Annotated in this window: 16 protein-coding genes; 7 read left to right on the top strand and 9 right to left on the bottom strand. The window is 71.2% G+C overall.

Annotated features, from left to right (window positions below; all coding sequences use genetic code 11):
• Positions 1 to 35 precede the first annotated feature (35 nt).
• Genes nrfD through fdh form a run of 3 tightly spaced genes read right to left on the bottom strand, consistent with a single transcriptional unit; the run spans position 36 to position 5,622 of the window.
• Complete coding sequence (nrfD, locus tag LQK93_RS07405) at positions 36 to 1,145, bottom strand: NrfD/PsrC family molybdoenzyme membrane anchor subunit (RefSeq protein WP_374970897.1); 1,110 nt, start codon at positions 1,143 to 1,145, stop codon at positions 36 to 38.
• Positions 1,142 to 2,293 carry a 4Fe-4S dicluster domain-containing protein gene (locus tag LQK93_RS07410; RefSeq protein ID WP_374970898.1) on the bottom strand — a complete coding sequence of 384 codons (1,152 nt, stop codon included), beginning with the start codon at positions 2,291 to 2,293 and terminating at the stop codon, positions 1,142 to 1,144. Before LQK93_RS07410 ends, nrfD begins: the two co-directional genes overlap by 4 nt.
• A complete protein-coding gene (gene fdh, locus LQK93_RS07415) occupies positions 2,293 to 5,622 on the bottom strand; it encodes a formate dehydrogenase (protein ID WP_374970899.1) in 3,330 nt (1,109 codons plus the stop codon). Before fdh ends, LQK93_RS07410 begins: the two co-directional genes overlap by 1 nt.
• 239 nt (positions 5,623 to 5,861) lie before the next feature.
• On the opposite strand from fdh, the gene LQK93_RS07420 reads away from it, so the two are divergent.
• The 4 genes from LQK93_RS07420 to LQK93_RS07435 all read left to right on the top strand — a co-directional run bounded on the left by LQK93_RS07420 (position 5,862) and on the right by LQK93_RS07435 (position 10,456).
• Positions 5,862 to 8,411 carry a DEAD/DEAH box helicase gene (locus LQK93_RS07420; RefSeq protein WP_374970900.1) on the top strand — a complete coding sequence of 850 codons (2,550 nt, stop codon included), beginning with the start codon at positions 5,862 to 5,864 and terminating at the stop codon, positions 8,409 to 8,411.
• On the top strand, positions 8,408 to 9,256 hold the full coding sequence (locus LQK93_RS07425) for an acyl-CoA thioester hydrolase/BAAT C-terminal domain-containing protein (protein ID WP_374970901.1): 849 nt from the start codon (positions 8,408 to 8,410) through the stop codon (positions 9,254 to 9,256). Before LQK93_RS07420 ends, LQK93_RS07425 begins: the two co-directional genes overlap by 4 nt.
• Before the next feature lie 134 nt (positions 9,257 to 9,390).
• Positions 9,391 to 9,573, top strand: a complete 183-nt coding sequence (locus LQK93_RS07430) for a hypothetical protein (RefSeq protein ID WP_374970902.1) — start codon at positions 9,391 to 9,393, stop codon at positions 9,571 to 9,573.
• Positions 9,574 to 9,670: 97 nt separating this feature from the next.
• A complete protein-coding gene (locus LQK93_RS07435; protein WP_374970903.1) occupies positions 9,671 to 10,456 on the top strand; it encodes a DUF1206 domain-containing protein in 786 nt (261 codons plus the stop codon).
• A gap of 105 nt (positions 10,457 to 10,561) precedes the next feature.
• On the opposite strand, the gene LQK93_RS07440 is transcribed toward LQK93_RS07435, so the two are convergent.
• The 3 genes from LQK93_RS07440 to LQK93_RS07450 are packed head-to-tail and all read right to left on the bottom strand — an operon-like array spanning position 10,562 to position 13,027.
• Positions 10,562 to 11,293 carry a phosphatase PAP2 family protein gene (locus tag LQK93_RS07440; RefSeq protein WP_374970904.1) on the bottom strand — a complete coding sequence of 244 codons (732 nt, stop codon included), beginning with the start codon at positions 11,291 to 11,293 and terminating at the stop codon, positions 10,562 to 10,564.
• The gene (locus LQK93_RS07445) at positions 11,290 to 12,036 is read right to left on the bottom strand and encodes a phosphatase PAP2 family protein (RefSeq protein ID WP_374970905.1); all 747 of its coding nucleotides are present in this window, start codon (positions 12,034 to 12,036) and stop codon (positions 11,290 to 11,292) included. Before LQK93_RS07445 ends, LQK93_RS07440 begins: the two co-directional genes overlap by 4 nt.
• Positions 12,029 to 13,027 (bottom strand): diacylglycerol/lipid kinase family protein, encoded by a 999-nt coding sequence (locus tag LQK93_RS07450; RefSeq protein WP_374970906.1) that lies wholly within the window; start codon positions 13,025 to 13,027, stop codon positions 12,029 to 12,031. The genes LQK93_RS07445 and LQK93_RS07450 overlap by 8 nt, the downstream gene beginning before the upstream one ends.
• 148 nt (positions 13,028 to 13,175) lie before the next feature.
• On the opposite strand from LQK93_RS07450, the gene LQK93_RS07455 reads away from it, so the two are divergent.
• The gene (locus LQK93_RS07455) at positions 13,176 to 13,823 is read left to right on the top strand and encodes a DUF1345 domain-containing protein (RefSeq protein ID WP_374970907.1); all 648 of its coding nucleotides are present in this window, start codon (positions 13,176 to 13,178) and stop codon (positions 13,821 to 13,823) included.
• A gap of 62 nt (positions 13,824 to 13,885) precedes the next feature.
• Here LQK93_RS07455 and LQK93_RS07460 read toward each other — a convergent pair whose 3' ends face one another.
• The gene (locus LQK93_RS07460) at positions 13,886 to 15,205 is read right to left on the bottom strand and encodes a RimK family alpha-L-glutamate ligase (RefSeq protein ID WP_374970908.1); all 1,320 of its coding nucleotides are present in this window, start codon (positions 15,203 to 15,205) and stop codon (positions 13,886 to 13,888) included.
• 72 nt (positions 15,206 to 15,277) lie between these two features.
• The gene (locus tag LQK93_RS07465; RefSeq protein WP_374970909.1) at positions 15,278 to 15,988 is read right to left on the bottom strand and encodes an alpha/beta hydrolase; all 711 of its coding nucleotides are present in this window, start codon (positions 15,986 to 15,988) and stop codon (positions 15,278 to 15,280) included.
• A gap of 389 nt (positions 15,989 to 16,377) precedes the next feature.
• On the opposite strand from LQK93_RS07465, the gene LQK93_RS07470 reads away from it, so the two are divergent.
• Positions 16,378 to 17,772: an HNH endonuclease gene (locus LQK93_RS07470; RefSeq protein ID WP_374970910.1), complete on the top strand. Its 1,395-nt coding sequence runs from the start codon at positions 16,378 to 16,380 to the stop codon at positions 17,770 to 17,772.
• A 114-nt stretch (positions 17,773 to 17,886) separates the two neighbouring features.
• On the top strand, positions 17,887 to 18,327 hold the full coding sequence (locus LQK93_RS07475) for a nuclear transport factor 2 family protein (protein ID WP_374970911.1): 441 nt from the start codon (positions 17,887 to 17,889) through the stop codon (positions 18,325 to 18,327).
• Between the two features lie 51 nt (positions 18,328 to 18,378).
• On the opposite strand, the gene LQK93_RS07480 is transcribed toward LQK93_RS07475, so the two are convergent.
• Positions 18,379 to 19,062, bottom strand: coding sequence for an SPFH domain-containing protein (locus LQK93_RS07480; protein WP_374970912.1), 684 nt, complete (start codon positions 19,060 to 19,062; stop codon positions 18,379 to 18,381).
• Between the last annotated feature and the right edge of the window lie 23 nt (positions 19,063 to 19,085).

A 19,085-nucleotide genomic window follows, 5' to 3' on the forward strand; every position in this document is an offset into this window, starting at 1 on the left:
CTTCGTCCGGGCTCTCGCCCTGGTTCGACGACGCGTCATCGCGCCGTCGTGATCGAGTCGTCGACGATGCCGGCAGCGCGCCGCTTCTCCAGGCGCTCGCGCTGCGGCTCGACGGTGTACTTGGGGTCGATGGCGGAGGTCATGCCGGCCTCGAAGACCCCGAAGCGGGTGCACACGGAGGCGGCCATCAGGGCCGCTCCGCTGAGCGCGGCGGCGACGCGGTGGTGCCCGAGCGTGACGGCGCCGAGGGCCCCGCCGACCGTGAGCGCACGGCTGGCCTTGAGCAGGCGCCCGGCCTTGCCCGTGCGCAGCGGTTCGGACAGCAGCGGGCCGAGCTTGTCCTGCATGCGCTCGAAGGCGACCAGCTCGGACACCGCACTGACCGCGGCCAGCTTGCGGGCCGGGCCGTTCTGGCTGGACGGGACCGTGACGAGCGCCATCCCCGCCGCGGCGAGGTTGGCCGAGCTGACGAAGACGAACGGCAGCTCGCGGTAGGACTCGTGCCAGGTGGGCGTCGCGGTGTCGGCTAGCAGCACCGCGGTGTATGCGGCGAGCGGGGGCGCGAAGAACGCGGAGCCGACCGTCAGTGACGGGTCGAGCACGTTGAGCGCCTTGCTGGCGAGGGTGACCGCCGACCCGCCGGAGCCGCTCGCCCCGCCCCGCTTGTCGAGCATCGGGCGGGCGACCTCGGAGGCGAGCGCCCCCGAGGCGAACGTACCGAATGCGGTGAGGATCCACGAGCCGACCGACATGGGCGAGGTCAGCTTGACGGTGCGCATCATGTTCAGGGCGCGGCTGGGACGGCCGAGGTCCTTCGCGAGCGCGGCGCCGCCGAGGGCGGCAGTGGCGACGGCCGTGATGCGCCCGGCCCGGCGCAGGGCCGGCAGGCCGAGGGCGGCGCCGCCGGCCGCCAGCAGCGCGGAACCGCCGGCGAGGCCGCCGAGGAAGAGGTATGCCGCCACCTCTTTCTCCCACGGCGCCGGCTTGACGATGTGGCGGCCGTAGTAGCTGTCGAAGGTGACGTCGGGCACCATCATCGACTCGTCGCGGCGGCGCCTCCCGCCGTTCGGCGACGGGTCGCCGTTCTTCCGCTTCCGGCGCGGGAGCTCGGGGGGCCGGTCGGCGTCGAGCGGGTTGGTGGTCACTTTCGCCTCCCGACGAACGAGGCGGCGGCCATGGCGAGCATCGTCAGGCCCGCGAAGCCGGCCTTCTTGAACATGTCGGGCAGGTCGGCGGTGGTGACCCTGGGGTCCGGCGGCAGGCCGTAGACCTCCGGCTCGTCGAGGAGCAGGAAGGTCGAGCCCGTGCCGCCCACCCCGTCGCGGTCGTCGACGCCGTAGAGGCGAGCCTCCGGGTAGCCGAGCTCGTGCAGCTCCGCCACGCGCTTCCGCGCGATGTCGTGCAGCTCGTCGAGGTCGCCGAACTTGATCGACGTGGTGGGGCAGGCCTGCGCGCACGCGGGGGTCTGGCCGGCGCCGAGCCGGTCGTAGCAGAGCGTGCACTTCTGGGCGATGCCGACGTTCTTGACCTCGCCGTTGCTCGAGGCGTACGACGGCGGGTTGGCGTGGCGGCTCGTGTCGCCGCCGGCGCCGGTCTCGGTGCCCGCGCCCTTGATGGTGATGCCGTGCGACTGGTGGCCCTTCTCGTGGCCCTCGTCGCCGCGCCGGCGCTCGATGACCCCGAAGGGGCAGGCGGCGACGCAGTAGCCGCAGCCGTTGCAGACGTCGTCCTGGACGACGACGGTGCCGAACTCGGTGCGGAAGAGCGACCCGGTCGGGCACACGTCGAGGCAGGCCGCGTGGGTGCAGTGCTTGCACACGTCGGAGGCCATCAGCCACCGCACGTCGGGCACCGCGGTGTCGGTGGGTCCGGGCCCGGCCGCCGCGCCGGGACGCACGTCACCGGGAGCCGTGAGGGTCGCCGTGGGGGCGCCCCCACCACCGGCCCCCGCGAGGGCCGGCTCGTCGCTCGAGCGGACCGTCGGCATACCGAGGGAGACCAGCTTGCGGCCCGACTCGCGGGCCTGCTCGATGCGCTCGCTCGACTGCTCCACGAAGGCGACGTGGCGCCACGTGCTCGCCCCGAGCGCCCCGGTGTTGTCGTAGGACTGGTTCAGCAGGTCCAGGCCGTCCTCGGGGACCCCGTTCCACTCCTTGCAGGCCACCTCGCAGGCCTTGCAGCCGATGCAGATGGAGGTGTCGGTGAAGAAGCCCTTGCGTGGCTCGTGCCGGTCCCACCCGGCGTCGGCCGCCGGGTCGGAGGGTCCGGAGAGCTGGTTGCGCCAGAAGCCCATCAGCTCTGCTCTCCTCTCGCGGTCGGGATCGACTCGGGGTGTCCGGTGCGCAGCTCGTTGCTCGTCATGACGGTGGTGCCGGCGCGCGACTGGTACTCGGAGACGAGCCGCAGCAGCGCCTCCCCCGTGGGTCGTCGTCCGGGGACGATGTCGCACGAGCCGGCCTTGCTCTCCTGGATCTGGACGTTGGGGTCGAGGGCGACACCGAGCAGGTCGTTGGCCGCGTCGCCGCTGACCACCGCGTCGCTGCCGACGCCCCAGTGGTAGGGCAGGCCGACCTGGTGGATGGTGCGGCCCCGGATCGTGAGCGGCTTCATCCGCTCGGTCACCATGACGCGCGCCTCGATGGCGGTGCGGGCCGAGACGATCGTGGCCCACCCGCCGTTCTCGAGACCCCGCTCCTGCGCGAGCTCCGGGGAGACCTCGCAGAAGAACTCGGGCTGCAGCTCCGAGAGGTACGGCAGCCACCGGCTCATGCCGCCGGCCGTGTGGTGCTCGGTGAGGCGGTAGGTGGTGAAGACGTACGGGTAGACGTCGGAGCCGGGGGCGTTCCCAGAGGGCGCCCACAGGTTGTCCTTGCGCGGGAACACCTTGCGGGCCGGGTTGGACTGCTGGGTGTAGAGCGGGTTGGCGACGGGCGACTCCTGCGGCTCGTAGTGCGTCGGCAGCGGTCCGTCGAGCATGCCCTTCGGCGTGAACAGCCAGCCCTTGCCGTCGGCCTGCATGACGAACGGGTCGTCCCCGGCCAGACCGTCCGGACCACCGGTGCCCGGTTCGGGTCGGTAGTTCGGCGCCTTGTCGGGCACGAAGTCCGGCACGTCGTGGCCGGTCCACTTCCCCTGCTCGGCGTCCCACCAGATGTAGCGCTTGCGCTCGCTCCAGGGCTTGCCCTCGGGGTCGGCCGAGGCGCGGTTGTAGAGGATGCGACGGTTGGCGGGCCAGGCCCAGCCCCAGTCGAGGGCGGTGAGGTCCTGCTCGCGGCCCGGCTTGCGGTCGGCCGCGTGGTTGACGCCGCCGGCGTAGACGCCGGTGTAGATCCAGCAGCCGCCGTCGGTGGAGCCGTCGGCCTTCATCTCGGTGTAGGCCGACAGGGGCTGGCCCGCCTTGTCGCCGGTCAGGTGGCGACCGTTGATCTCGGCGAGGACCGCCTCGGCGTCGGGGTCGCCGTGCTCGTCGGTGGGGTAGTCCCACGTGAGGTCGAGCAGCGGACGGTCCCGCTCGTCGGTGGAGTCGGCCAACAGCTCGCGGACCCGGCGTCCCAGCTCGTAGAAGAACTGCAGCTCGCTCTGGCAGTCACCCGGTGGCTGGACCGCCTGGTGGTGCCACTGGAGCATGCGCTGGGTCTGGGTGAACGACCCGCTCTTCTCGGTGTGGGCCGCGGCCGGGAGGAAGAAGACCTCCGTCTGGATCTCCTCGGTCCTGAGCTCACCGGTGGCGATCTCCGGCCCGTCCTTCCAGAAGGTGGCTGACTCGATCATGTTGAAGTCGCGCACGACGAGCCACTTGAGGTGCGCCATGGCCTGGCGCTGCATACGACCGTGGGCCGACCCGACGGCCGGGTTCTGGCCGAGCAGGAAGTAGCCCTCGACCTGGTCGTCGAGCATGGCCATGACGGTCTGGTAGGTGCCGTGCGCACCCGTCAGCTTCGGCAGGTAGTCGAAGCACCAGTCGTTCTCAGCGGTCGCCGCCTTGCCCCACCAGGCCTTCAGCAGGCTGACGGCATACGTGTCGGCGTTGGCCCAGAAGCCCTTCTGCTCCTTGTTGCCGATCGCGCCGAGGTAGTCGTCCCACGTGTCGTGCAGGCCGACGACCGGCATGGCGAGGTAGCCGGGGAGGATGTTGTAGAGCGTCGGGATGTCGGTCGAGCCCTGGATGCTCGCGTGCCCGCGCAGCGCCATGATGCCGCCGCCGGGGCGACCCATGTTGCCGAGCAGCAGCTGCACGATCGCGGACGTGCGGATGAACTGCGCCCCGAGCGTGTGCTGGGTCCAGCCCACCGCGTAGACGAACGCCGTGGTGCGGTCGCGGCCGCTGTTCTCGGTCACCGACCTCGCGAGGTAGTGGAAGTCGTCGACGCTGATGCCGCACGTCTCGGCCACCATCTCGGGGGTGTAGCGGGAGTAGTGCCGCTTGAGGATCTGGAACACCGTGCGCGGGTCCTGCAGCGTCTCGTCGCGCAGCACGCGGGGGTGCTCGAGCGCCGGGCCACCGGACCCGTGCTCGTCACCGGCCGAACGCTCGGAGGCCGACTGGCCGTGCTCGTGACCCGCGGCAGGTCCACCGATGGTGCCGGTCGCGTCGCCGTCGCCCTCGGCGCTGGCGTACGCCCACGTCTCCGGCGAGTAGCTGCCCTTCTCGTCGTCGTAGCCCGAGAAGAGGCCGTCGAGGTCCTCGGTGTCCAGGAACTTGTCGCTGACGAGGGTGGCCGCATTGGTGTACGCGACGACGTACTCCTTGAAGTACAGCTCGTTGTCGAGGATGTACTTGATGAGGGCACCGAGCAGCACCACGTCGCTGCCGGCGCGGATGGGGATGTGCTTGTCAGCGGTCGCCGACGTACGCGTGAAGCGCGGGTCGACGTGGATCACCCGGGCGCCCTTGAGGCGCGCCTCGGTCACCCACTGGAAGGCCACCGGATGGCACTCGGCCATGTTGGAGCCCTGGATGACGATGCAGTCCGAGTTGGACAGATCCTGGACGTACTGGGTCGCGCCACCGCGCCCGAACGAGGACCCCAGACTGGGGACCGTGGAGGAGTGTCAAATACGCGCCTGGTTCTCGATCTGTATGGCGCCGGCTGCGGTGAACAGTTTCTTGATGAGGTAGTTCTCCTCGTTGTCGAGCGTCGCGCCACCGAGGGATGCGATGCCCAAGGTGCGGCGCAGCGGCCGCCCCTGCTCGTCCCGGTCCTGCCAGGTGCGGCGGCGGGACTCGACGAAGCGCTGCGCCACCATCTCGACGGCCTCGGAGAGCTCGATCGGCTCCCAGTCGGTGCCGCCGGGGCGGCGGTAGAGCGCCTTGCGCTGGCGTCCGGGGTTGTTGACGAGCTGCTCGCTCGCGGAGCCCTTGGGGCACAGGCGTCCCCGGGAGACCGGCGAGTCGGGGTCGCCCTCGATCTGGACGACGTGGCCGTCCTTGACGAAGACGCGCTGGCCGCAGCCGACGGCGCAGTAGGGGCACACGCTCTTGACGACCTTGTCGGCCGTCGCCGTGCGGGGGGTGAGCTCGCGGGTGCGCGCGGAGGTCACGGCCGGACCACGGCCCAGGAAGTCGCCGGAGCGGAACTGCCGGACCACCGGCCAGGACAAGAACGTCTTCTTCGGATCCACCTTGGCAACCTCTCGGCCGTGCTGACGACACCCAAACTGCGCTGCTGTGCTGGCGCGCGCCGCGAGGGCGCACCATCATCGCCATACCCACTCGGACACCCGGGACACCGGCAACCGAGGCACCCAGGATCACAGGTGGATGACGACCGACCTGCCCCCGACACGCCACGCCGCTCGAGACCGTCCGCCCGACGGTCCCGGCGCGTTCGTCGCGCGGGTGCACGCGACGGCATACTCGCGTGGTGACGACGAACCTCACCGAGCGCATCCCGCGGGACCCCGATCCCGACGGCCTCTTCGAGGTCTTCACCGAGTGGACGGCCGAGCGGGGGCTCACGCTCTACCCGCACCAGGAGGAGGCGTTCCTCGAGATCCTGAGCGGCAGCAACCTCATCCTCTCGACCCCGACGGGCTCGGGGAAGTCGCTCGTCGCCACCGCCGCGCACCTGACGGCCCTCGCCGACGACCGCGTCAGCTTCTACACGGCGCCGATCAAGGCGCTGGTCTCGGAGAAGTTCTTCGCCCTGTGCGAGCAGTTCGGCGCCGACAACGTCGGGATGGTGACCGGTGACGCGTCGGTCAACGCCGACGCTCCGATCATCTGCTGCACCGCCGAGATCCTCGCCAACCTGGCGCTGCGCGAGGGCAGCTCTGCCGACGTGGGCCTCGTCGTCATGGACGAGTTCCACTTCTACTCCGAGCCCGACCGCGGCTGGGCGTGGCAGGTGCCGATCCTCGAGCTGCCGCAGGCACAGTTCGTCCTCATGTCGGCCACGCTCGGCGACGTCACGATGTTCCGCGACGACCTGACGCGGCGCACCGGCCGCTCCACGGCCGTCATCACGGGCACCGAGCGCCCCGTCCCCCTCGAGTTCTCGTATGCCGTCACGCCCCTCCACGAGACCATCGAGGAGCTGCTCGAGAAGGACCGCGCGCCCGTCTACGTCGTCCACTTCACACAGGCGGCCGCGCTCGAGCGGGCGCAGAGCCTGATGGGCGTCAAGATCACGACCCGCGAGGAGCGCGAGGCCATCGCCGCGCGCATCGGGGGCTTCCGTTTCGGCGCCGGCTTCGGTCGCACCCTGTCGCGCCTGGTCCGGCACGGCATCGGCGTGCACCACGCCGGGATGCTGCCGAAGTACCGCCGCCTCGTCGAGCAGCTCGCGCAGGACGGCCTGCTCAAGGTCATCTGCGGCACCGACACTCTCGGCGTCGGCATCAACGTGCCGATCCGCACCGTGCTGCTCACCGGGCTGACGAAGTTCGACGGGACGAGGCAGCGCACGCTCAAGGCGCGCGAGTTCCACCAGATCGTCGGCCGGGCCGGCCGGGCCGGCTTTGACGCGCGCGGCTGGGTCGTCGCGCAGGCGCCGGAGCACGTCATCGAGAACCTCCGGGCCGTCGAGAAGGCGGGTGATGACCCGAAGAAGCAGCGCAAGGTGCAGCGCAAGAAGGCCCCCGACGGCTTCGTGAGCTGGTCGGAGGAGACGTTCGAGCGGCTCATCGCCGCCGAGCCCGAGCCGCTCCAGCCACGCCTCAGGGTCTCGCACTCGATGCTCGTCAACCTCCTGGCGAGGGAGGGCAACCCGGTGGCCCACGCGGCCCGGCTGCTCTCGGACAACCACCACGAGGCCAAGGACCAGCGGCGCCTGCAGCGGCACGCCCTGGTGCTGGCCAAGGAGCTGATGACCTCCGGGGTCGTCGAGCGGCTGCCCACGGCCGAGGCCTCCGGTCGCCGTCACGCCCTGACCATCGACCTGCAGCGCGACTTCGCCCTCAACCAGCCGCTCGCCCCCTTCGCGCTGGCGGTGATGGACACCCTCGACCCCGAGTCGGACACCTACGCCCGCGACCTCGTCTCGGTCATCGAGGCGATCCTCGAGGACCCCCGCCAGGTGCTGTGGGCGCAGGAGTTCAAGGCGCGCGGCGAGGCCGTGGCGGCGATGAAGCTCGACGGTGTCGAGTACGAGGAACGGATGGAGCGGCTCGAGGAGGTCACCTGGCCCAAGCCGCTCGCCGACCTGCTCGAGGTCACCCTCACGGCCTACCGGCAGACCCACCCCTGGATCTCGCAGGACGCTCTCTCGCCCAAGTCGGTGGTGCGCGAGATGTACGAGCGCGGCATGACGTTCAACGAGTTCGTGTCGTACTACGGCCTGTCCCGTTCGGAGGGGCTGGTGCTGCGCTACCTCACCGACGCCTACCGGGCGCTGCGCCACACCATCCCCGAGGGCCACCGCACCGAGGAGCTCGAGGACGTCATCGAGTGGCTCGGCGAGCTGGTGCGCCAGACCGACTCGAGCCTGCTCGACGAGTGGGAGGACCTCGTCAACCCCTCCGAAGCACTGGCCCACCAGGCCGACGTCGCTCCCCCGGCCCGACCCATCACCGCCAACGAGCGCGCCTTCACCGTCATGGTGCGCAACGCGATGTTCCACCGCGTCGAGCTCGCGGCCCGCGACCAGTGGGAGGCCCTCGGCGAGCTCGAGGCCCGGGTCGCCGAGCTGACCGAGCCGCCGCAGAAGGTGCTCATGGACGCCGAGGCGTGGAACGAGGCGCTGGGCGCCTACTACGACGACCACGACTCCATCGCGACCGACCAGGAGGCGCGGTCGCCTGCGCTGCTGCAGGTCGAGCGCACGGCCGCCGAGTGGCGCCTGCGCCAGGTCGTGCTCGACCCCGACGGCGACCGAGACTGGGGCATCACCGCCGTCGTCGACCTCGCCGCCAGCGACGAGGCCGGAGCCGCCGTCCTCACGGTCACCGGCTTCGAGCGGCTCGGTGGGTGAGCGTGGGACTGCGTGAGACGCCCTGGGCGCACGACGGCGTGCTCGTCGAGCCCGAGCGTGGCGGCAACGGCACCGGAGTGCTGGTCCTCTCCGGGTCGAGCGGGCGCGTGGAGCGCGAGCGGGCCCGGCTGCTGGCATCGGCCAGTGTGTCCGCCGCGCTGACGTACCGCTGGTTCGGTGGCGAAGGTCAGCCGGCCGGCATCTGGGAGCACTCACTCGAGTCCTTCGCCCCCGCCGTCGCGTCGCTGGCGGAGCACTGCGACCGGGTCGTGCTGCTGGGCGTCTCCAAGTCGGCCGAGGCCTTCCTGCTGTATGCCGCCGACGATCCCGCCGTGGACGCCGTCGTCGCGCTCGCCCCCAGTCACGTCGCCTGGGCCAACGTCGGTCCGGGCCCGGACGGCGAGCTGCGTCCTCAGCACTCGTCGTGGAGCCGGGGCGGTCAGCCGGTGCCCTTCGTCCCCTACGACGACGACGCGGAGGCACCCGGCGACCCTCCCGCATACGCTCCCGTCTACGCGCAGGCGCTGCGCACCCACGCGGGGCGGGTGGCGGCGGCGACCATCCCCGTCGAGCGCTTCTTCGGCGACGTGCTCCTCGTCGCGGGCGGTGACGACAAGGTCTGGCCGTCGGTCACGTTCGCGCGGGCCGTTCAGGCCCGACGACGCTCCCTCGACCTGCCGACGACCCTGGTCACGCATCCGGAGGCTGGGCACCGCGTCATCCTTCCCGGCGAGCCGGTCGCGTCAGGCGGACAGCACATGGCCCGCGGCGGCACCGAGGCAGCAGACCGCGCCCTCGGCGAGCGCGCCTGGCCCGAGATCCGACGGGTCCTCGACCTGCCCTGAGACGTCGGGCCGTGCACCGAGCCGATCTGAGGTAGCGGGCGACACGGCATACGTCATCCTCCCGATGTGGGCGGGGCCACCTCAGAACGACGCTGGAGAGGTCAGCACCACAGCGACCTCGAAGGATCCCGACCATGCTCTCTCCCCACATCGTCAGCGCCCTCGTCGCCGCACGCGAGGCCGACCTCCAGCGCGGGGCCGAGCTCGCGCGCCGCCGGCACCTCGACCCGCCGGCCCCGGCGCAGGTGACAGCGCTGCCCGCCCCTCGCCGACGGACCCGCGTCGACCGTCGCCGCCGCCACCTGCACCTCGTGTGAGGGCCGCGCGACGAGGGCGCGCCTGACGCGCCGATTCAGGTCCCGGCGCGGGTATGTTCCCCAGTGGCTAACCCCTCCAGCTGACAGGATCGCGCGCATGAACGCCACTGACGTCAGGTCCGCCTCACGGCGCGCCGGCGACCACCCAGCTCTCGAGACCGCGGCACGGGTCGGTTTCGCCGTCAACGGAGTGCTCCACATCGTCATCGGGGTCATCGCCCTGCGGCTGGCCTTCGGCTCGAAGGGCACGAGCGCCGACCAGTCGGGGGCCCTGGGCTCGATGGCCGACAACGGCTTCGGGCAGGTGGTGCTCTGGGTCGCCGTCATCGCCTGGCTGGGTCTCGCGCTGTGGCAGGTCACCGAGGCGATCTCCGGTGGATGGCAGACGAGCGACCGCCTCAAGGCGGCAGCGAAGGCGGTCGTCTACCTCGTCCTGTCGTGGACGGCGTTCAAGTTCGCGAGCGGCCGGGGGACCTCGAGCAAGAGCCAGACGACCGACTTCACGGCGAGCCTCATGAAGCAGCCCGCGGGCCAGTGGCTGGTGGCCGCCGTCGGCCTGGCCATCATCGGTGTCGGGGTCTACCACGTCGTCAAGGGATGGAGGAAGAAGTTCCTCCAGGACCTCGAGACCCACCCCGGCGAGTGGATCGTCAAGGCCGGTCGCGTCGGCTACGTCGCCAAGGGCATCGCCCTCGCCATCGTCGGCGGCCTCTTCGTCCTGGCCGCCGTGCGCCACAAGCCGAGCGAGGCTCGCGGCCTCGACGGGGCCCTGCGCAACCTCCTCGGCGCCCCCGGCGGTCCCGTGCTGCTCGCTCTCGTCGCCCTCGGTCTCATCGCCTTCGGCGTCTACAGCTTCGGCCGCGCCCGCCACGCCGACGTCTGACGCTCACGTCTGACGCTGACGGGCAGCGCACGCTGCTCGCCGCACACGCCGACGGCCGGGAACCCGCAGGGTTCCCGGCCGTCGCCGTCATGAAGGGGAGGAGCGTCAGCGCGACACGGCCTGACGTACCGCACCGGTCACGCGGTCGCCGCTGGTGCGGCGCCGCAGGTAGTTCCACGCCAGCAGCGCGCAGACGACGCCGTTGACCAGCCCGACGAGGATGTCCAGCAGGTGGTGCATGCCGCGGTAGAGCCGGGCGTAGCCGACGAGCAGCGGCACGATCACGCACACGGCGGTGACGAGCCGTCGCAGCCAGGCCGTCTCGATGCGCTGGGCCATCAGGGCGAAGGTCAGGTAGAGCGCCGTCGCGGCACCCATGTGCCCGCTGGGGTAGCTCGAGGTGGGCGGCGCCGGGTCGAGGTGCTTGACCGTGGGGCGCGGCCGGTCGGCGATGGTGGTGGCCGCGACGAACACGCTCGCCTGGAGGGCGATCGCGATGGCCGGGACGACGGCATACCACCACTGCTTGGTGCGCCACCAGATCAGGGCCACGGCCACGACGCAGACGCCGATGACGATCTCGGTGTTGCCGATGTGAGACCACACCATGGTGACCGAGTTCATCAGGCTGGTGCGGCCGGAGGCGACGGACCTGCTCAGGTTGTTCTCGGCGGGCAGGCCGCCGAGGGGTCCCATGATGAGGAAGCCGACGCCGACGATCGCGGCGAAGAGCACGAGCGCGGGCGCCAGCGCGCGCACGGCGAGGTCCCGCAGGGCGGAGCCGACCGTGGGTCGCGACGAGTCGATCTCGTAACGGTGCACGAAGGTGTGGTTCACGTGGTGCCTTTCGATGACTCGGGCCCGACCTCGCCCTCCGGCGGAGGGGAGTCGTCCGGGCCGGGGTTCCACCCGAGGTATCCGGCGTAGGAGGCCGTGGCCAGTCCCACCCCGAAGATGAGGCCGCCGACGACGTCGGACGGGAAGTGCACGCCGAGCAGCACGCGGTCGAGGCTCGTCACGACGACGTATGCCGTCAGGCCGGCCACGAGCACGCGGCGCCCCGTCGTCGAGAGCAGGGGCCAGAGGAAGATCGTCATGGTGGACGCGATGGCTGCCGCGCACGCGACGTGCCCGGACGGGAAGCTGTAGCCGGGGGCGTGGGAGACCGGGTCGCCGACGACCGGCCGAGCGCGCTGGACGACCTGCTTGATGTCGAGCTGGAGGTTCCACGAGACCATCAGTGTCACGAACGCCCAGAGGCAGCGCGTCGCGAGCTCGCGGTGACGCCGCCAGACCACGAGGATGACCACCGAGGAGAGGATGTAGAGCCTCCACGGCTGGGTGAGCTCCTGCCAGAAGACCAGGAAGCCCTTGAGCCCGGGGTTGGCGCGGGTCAGGTCCGTCGCGGCGACGATGAGGCGCTGGTCGAGGTCGACGACAGGCGAGAACTTCTCGCGCACGACGAAGGCGAGCGCCGTCAGCGGCACGGCGAAGACGAGGCCGTAGGCGACGCTCTTGAGGAGCCTGCGGGCCCGCCCGGCCGGCCGCGTGCGTTCCGCGACGGCGGTCCCCTCACTCAACGCGCACCACCAGCGACTGGGGCAGGACCCGGATGTCGAGCGCCCGGTGCCGGCCCACCGCGTCGCCGTCGATCTCGGCCTCGACGGGGTGAGGAGCGACGATCGTGAGGTCCGGGGCGACGAGGCGGTCCAGCCGCCGGTGTCCGGCCCGGTGCCGCGTCACGATGTCGGTGACCACGGAGAGCCAGCCGAGCCCGCCGTGCGGAGCGAGCACCACCGCGTCGAGCTGGCCGTCGTCCACGACCGCTTCGGGCATGAGCTCGACCCCGCCCTGCAGCGTGCCGCAGTTGCCGACGACGACGCCACGGGCGGTGCGGGACACCGACTCGCGCGGGGCGCCGACGACACCTTCGCCACCGCCGGTCTTCACCTCCACGGGGAAGCCGCGGCCCGACAGCTTCTTGGCGGCCGCCGCGATGTAGGCGACCCAGCCGACCTTCTCCTTGAGCTTCTCGTCGGTGTCGGCCATGATCTCGCCGTCCAGGCCCAGGCCGGTCATGACGAGGAAGATCTCCTCGTCGTCGGCCACCTTCGGGGGGCTCTGCTTGGTGGCCCGGCTCGACTCAGGCTCCGGCAGGTCGTCACAGAGCCGGACGACACCGACGTCGATGCGCCGGTCGCGGCCCTGCACCACGGCGCGCACGGCGTCGTCCAGCCGGCCCACCGGGAGGTCGAGGTTGCGGGCGAGCAGGTTGCCCGTGCCACCCGGAAGCAGGCCGAGGGCGACGTCGGTGCCCACCAGGGCCGACGCCACGGCGCGCACCGTCCCGTCGCCGCCGAGCGAGGCGACGACGTCGGCCCCGGCCTCGACGGCCTCGCGGGCCTGCTTCTCGCCGGTCTCCTCGGCGGTGGTCTCGATCCAGACGGGGTCGGCCCACCCGCTCTCCTCGCAGGCCCTGGCGACGATCGCCTTGGCGGCGTCGAGGTCGTCGACCCGCAGGGGGTTGTAGACGACGGAGAGGGAGCGCCGGGCGCTGGGGGTGTCGGACATGAACGGATCCTAGGGCTCGTGGCGTGAGGGGGGCGGCCGTCGAGCTCGACCAACCGGTGACATACCCCGGCCCGCGGCCCAGCCGAACACCAGGACTCTCCCAGTCGACACCCAGCCCGCCGCACCGTCCCGGCGATAGTGTGCGCTGGTGCACCTCATCCGCAGCCGCCTCGCCGTGGCCGCGCTCCTGGGGACCCTGGCGGGGATCTTCCTCCCGCTGGGCCGGGCGCACTCGCTGACCCACCCCCTCGCCGGCTTCGTGGTCGGGGGACTCGCCTTCGCCGTGCCGCTGCTCCTCCACATCCGGCGGCAGGATGCGGCGTCCACGCAGGAGCACGTGCGTGGGCGCGACGGCGATGCGGCCTGGTACGACTTCGTCATCATCATCGTCGGGCTCTCCAGCCTGGCCGGTGTCTCCATCCTGCTCATCGGCAGCCAGTCGAAGGGCACGACCCAGGTCGTGGAGTCGCTCGTCGGGGTGCTCGTCGTCGCCGTCGGGTGGGTCTGCGTCCACACCGTCTACGTGCTGCGCTACGCGCGCCTCTACTACGCGACCCGCACAGACGGCAGGGCTCCGATCGACTTCAACATGGAGGAGGACCCGGCCTTCAGCGACTTCACGTACTTCTCGTTCAACCTCGGGATGGCCTACCAGGTCTCCGACACGGCGGTTCGTTCGCCTGACGTGCGCCGGGTCATCCTCGGACACTGCCTGCTGGCCTACCTCTACGGCACCATCGTCATCGCGTCGACCATCAACCTGGTGGCGGGCATCGGTGGCAAGGGCGGCGGCTGAGCCCCGTCCCACTCGGGGCGAAGAGCCGATCGAGGCCGAGTGGCTCGATCTGGTCGCTCGACCTATTCGAGGCCGAGCCGCCCCTTCTCGTCCTCGACCCACAGGCCGATGAGCCCGCCGAAGTGCGCCATGAACCTGTCCCGCTCGTGCGCCGGGTAGGTCGTGACCACTGTCGAACGCAGCAGGTTGGCGAAGGCGTCGGACTGCACCCACTCGAGCACGGCGGCGTCGAGGTGCGGCAGGTGCCGCTCGCACCACGGCCAGTAGTCGGCCGTCTCGAAGTACTCGTCGGCGATCGCGAGGTAGGCCTCGAGCTTCTCGTCGTCGTCCAGGTCCTCCCGGTCGGCGACGTCGAAGTAGCGGCGCATCTCGAGGTCCATGGGCCCACGCCGGCCGGTGACGAGGCAGTAGGCCGACCAGCGCACGAGCGCCTTGATGGCCCAGGGGAAGTAGTAGTGCAGTGATGTGACGGCGACGTCGGGGCAGGCGTTGGCGTAGTCGATCGGATAGACGTCGTCGCCCTTGACGAGCATCTCGCAGGAGTTGAACTCCCAGCCGAACATCGCGTTGACGATGCGGCTGATGGCGGCGGCCTGCCGGCCCGCGGACGGCGTCAGGAAGTCGTGGCTGACGGCATACCGGTTGTGCATCGGCTGCTCGGGGCGGAAGTCCATGACCATGGTCTCGGGGCCGATCGAGAGGGCCCGGGCGAAGTGGTCGTACTCGACGGTGGCCTGCAGGTGCATGAGCATCTCGCCGGACTCGTCGTAGGCCTTGACGAGGTCGCGCTCGTCGTCGATGCGCGAGACGCCGCGCCAGCCACCTCCGTCGAAGGGCTTCATGTACATCGGGTAGCCGAGCTGGTTGGCGATGGCCTTGAGGTCGAAGGGCCGGTTGTACTTCGTCGACGTGTAGGCCCAGCGGACGTTGTCGACGGGGTTCTTGTAGGGCACGAGCCACGTCTCGGGGACCTTGAGCCCGAGGCGCATCAGGGCGACGTAGGCGCTGTGCTTCTCCATCGACTGGAAGGTGAACGGGCTGTTGAGCAGGTACGTGTCGTTCATCAGCGCGGCCTTCTTGAGCCATTCGCGCGGGTGGTAGTACCAGTAGGCGAGGCGGTCGATGACGAGCTCGGTGCGCACCGGCTGGCGCAGGTCGAACGGCTCGATGGTGAGCCGCTCGCTGCGGAGGTGGTGGGTGACACCGTCGTCGGTCGTGATGGGCCCGACGAGCGTCAGCAGCGCCTCGAACGCAGTGGGCCAGTCCTCCTCGGCGCCGAGCAGGAGCCCGACCAGGTGGGTCCTGTCCGAGGGCGCGTGCTCGGGGGAGGTGGTGGCGGCGGACGAGTCCGGCAGCTCTTGCTGCCAGGCGGTGTCGGTCATCGTGCAGCTCCTGCCGTCGGGAGTGGGGTGCTCGACTGCGATCCTTGCAGCAAGAGGGGCACTGTCGCTCGCTCAGCGCGGGGTTTCCGGGGCCAGCGAGTCGAACAGGTGCGGCGAGAACGCCGCCCGCCACGAGCGCCAGTCGTGCCCACCCGGCACCTCGGCGAGCGCCACGTCGTGGCCGCTGTCCGAGAGGGCCTGGGCCATCTGGCGGTTGTTGACCAGGTTGCCCTCGTCGGCGCCACACGTCATCACCACGCGCGCCTCGGTGCGGCGCTTCCTGACGCGCCTGACGTTCGTCACGAACGTCGTGACGCGGTGCCAGAACTCGAAGTCCTCCTCCTCGTCGACCCGCTTGCGGAAGAAGGAGCCCGACTGCAGGAACAGCGCGCCGAACGTGCCCGGGTGGAGCCACTCCGCCTGGAGCGAGGCGAGTGCGCCGAGGCTGGCGCCCATCAGAGCGGGCTTCCCGTCGCTCGCGTATGCCGTCCGCACCGCCGGGAGCACATGCTGGGTGAGCGCCTGCGCCCATTCGGGATTGGCGGCATACCGCTCGTTGCGCGGGCCGGGCTCGAGCAGGACGACGCGGGTCGGCGCGACCCTGCCATCGCTGGTGGCCCGCCGCAGCACGGAGAGCAGATGCGCTCGCCGGGAGTACTCGGGGCCGTCGTGCGCCAGCAGCAGCGGGAGCGGGTCTGTCCGGCGCGTACCCAGCGGGGTGACGACCGCCAGGTCGACGTCGCCGACCGGCGTGCCAGTGACGGTCATCCTCGTCCGCGCCATGGCCTGACACTAGGGCCCTGCGGCGACAACCAGATGACGACGCACCCGCCCGCCTCCGACTGGCAGACGGAACACTTTGCGGCACAATTGTTTTCGTTGTCCACAGGCCTCTTCCACCCCTTCCGTCTTGTTCGAACATGTGTTCTAATTGAGTGACAGGAAACCCACGGGAAGGAGGATGGTCATGCCGTACATCGACGCCGCGCCGACCCCATCTCGACGTCATCCGTATCGCGTGGTCAGGGGACGCGGCGGAGCGCGGGCGCTCCCTCGAGCACCTTCGGGCGCGGCTCCTCGAGCTGCGGTCGCAGGCGGCGGAGCAAGGTCAGGCCGCGGAACGGCGTCGAGCGGCGGAGGCGTTGGAGGGCCTGGCGCGGGCAGGCGAGCGGGTGCTGGCCGACATCGAGTCGCTGGAGGCGGCCAAGGCCCGGCTCGAGGCCGACCTGCTCTCGGCCTACGCCGCGTTGCACACGATCGAGGAGCAGCAGATCACTGCTCTTCCCGCCGGCTCGCCGTCACGGATGACCGGGAGGGTCTCCAGCGCACGGGTCGTCGGCGAGGAGATCGCCTTGGCCACCGGGGTCGGTGTGGGAGAGGTGGCTCGCCGGCTCTCTCTCGCCACCGCAGCCCGCCGGCACGGGGCGATCCTGGCGGCGCTGCGGGCGGGGACGACCTCGTTGCACCGGGCGCTGCAGGTCAGCTCCGAGACGGCCGCCCTGTCGGATGCCGACGTCGCGCTCGTGGCGGAGGCCGTGCTCGCACCGTCGCGTGATGGACAGCCACTGCCCCAGAGGACGTTCATCACCCGGCTGCGGCGGGCGATCGCGTCCGTCGACGGCCGCGGCGCCGACGAACGGCACACACGTGCACGGTCGCGCCGAGGGGTGTTCGGCCGGCTGACCGGCGACGGCATGGGCTGCCTGACGCTGGTCACCGATGCCGATGCGGTCGCTGCCGTCATGGACCGCCTCGACGACCAGGCCCGCGCGGCCCGCGGCGCCGGTGACGTGCGCACCCTGGACCAGCTCCGCTGCGACCTGGCGACCGAGGCTCTGCTCCTGAGCCACCTGGCCGCGCAGCAGCCCGCTGGCGCGAGCGCCGAGCGAGGCCACTCCGACAGCGGCCCGACGCGGAGCGGGACGAGCGACGGGCCCGCCGCCAGCTCGGCGTCCAGCGGATCCGCGCCAGGCACGCCGGGTGATCCACCCGCCCATCCACCTGCTGACGGCAGTGCCGCTGGCCGGCCGGCTGCCCTCGTGTGGCTGGTGGTGCCCTTCGAGGTGGCCGTCGGTGCATCGGATGCGTCCTGCGAACTGCCCGGCCACGGGTGGGTCACCGCCGCCCATGCCCGCGAGATCATCAGCCGGCCGGGGTCGGTGTGGCGCACCCTGCCGGTCGACGTCCGGACAGGGCACGCCTTCTCCAGCCCGACCAAGGCCTACCGCCCCACCCGGGCGATCGTCGCGCACGTACAGGCAGTCGACGGCGTCTGTCGCGGACCTGGCTGCGAGGTGCTCGCCACCCGCTGCGACGTCGACCACGAGACTCCCTGGCCCTCCGGTGAGACCGCAGTGGGCAATCTCTTCAGCAAACATCGGCTCCACCACAACCTCAAGACCGAGCGCATCTGGAGCTCGAGGGCGGTCACGAGCTCTGACGGCCCCCTCGCCGGCGGAGCCCTCGAGTGGACCACACTCACCGGCCGGGCCTACCTCACCCGTCCGAAGGACTGGCGTGAAGGGCTTGCGCCACCACCAGACCCAGCCGACCCTCCCCCGTTCTAGCACCCGCAGACCAGCCGGTCGCCCGCGAAGCCCGCGCCTCGACCCCACACGCGTGGGAACCTGTAGGTCGCCGCTGTCGCGACAGCCCGCGCCGCCCTGAACGGAGGAGCCGACATGGACCCACGACCTCCCCTGCCACCGTTCACCGAGGAGACCGCACGCCAGAAGGTCCAGGCCGCCGAGGACGCCTGGAACACCCGCGACCCGCAACGAGTCGCCGGCGCCTACGCCGAGGACACCCAGTGGCGGAACCGTGACGAGCACCTCGTCGGCCGGGAGGCCGTCGTCGAGTTCCTCACCCGCAAGTGGCAACGCGAACGCGACTACCGCCTGCGCAAGAACCTCTGGGCCTTCTCCGGCAACCGCATCGCAGTGCGCTTCCAGTACGAGTCGCGCGACGCCGACGGGCAGTGGTGGCGGTCCTACGGCAACGAGCAGTGGGAGTTCGACGACCTCGGCTACATGCGCCGCCGCGAGGCCAGCATCAACGACGTGCGCATCAACGAGTCCGACCTGCGGGTGACCCCGGGCCAGGGCGAGCTGCCGCCCTTCTGACCAGCCGGTTCGAGGTGGTCCCATGGAAGCTGGACCACCTCGAACGCAGGCTCAGGGCTGGTCGTCCTCGCCGGGGGCGAGCGTGTCTGACAGACCGAGGACGATGCGCGTGCCCGCCGGCGCGGCCTGCACGAGCCGCAGCCGCGCCAGGGCCGGGTGCGCGTCGAGCAGCTTGGCCCCGTTGGCGAGGGAGCGAAGGGCTGCGGTCTCGGCACGTGCCGCCTCCAGCTGGGCCTCACCGCGACGACGCGCAGTCGCCAGCTCGGCGGCAGCAGCACGCAGCTCGACCGGGACGATGACGTCCTTGACGACGACCTCAGCCACCTCGACGCCGACACGACGTGCGACCTCCGCGGTCGCAGCCGTGATGGTCGCCATCGGCAGCGCCCTGCCGCGGCTGACCACGTCGTCCGCGGTCAGCGTCGCGAGCGCGTCACGGAGCGCCACCTGGGCGGCGAGGTACGTCGAGGCCACTGGGTCCTCGGAGACCTCGGCGAACGCGACGGGGTCACCGACCGACCAGCGGACGACCGACGACACGCGCACCGAGACGCCGTCGGAGGTCAGGACCTCCTGGGGCGCCACCTGCGTCAGCCGCTCGCGCAGGTCGACGACCACGAGGCGCTGGCCCAGCCGACGACGGTGCCGCCCGGCTGGCAGCACCTGCTCGAAGGCGCCGTGACGGTAGCGCAGCGCGCAGTGACGCGGCTGGATGGTGAACTGCATCAGGGACATTCGGGCAACCTCCTTTGGCGCCT

The sequence above is a fragment of the Terrabacter sp. BE26 genome, from assembly GCF_041941675.1.
In the GTDB taxonomy this organism is placed as follows: Bacteria; Actinomycetota; Actinomycetes; order Actinomycetales; family Dermatophilaceae; genus Terrabacter.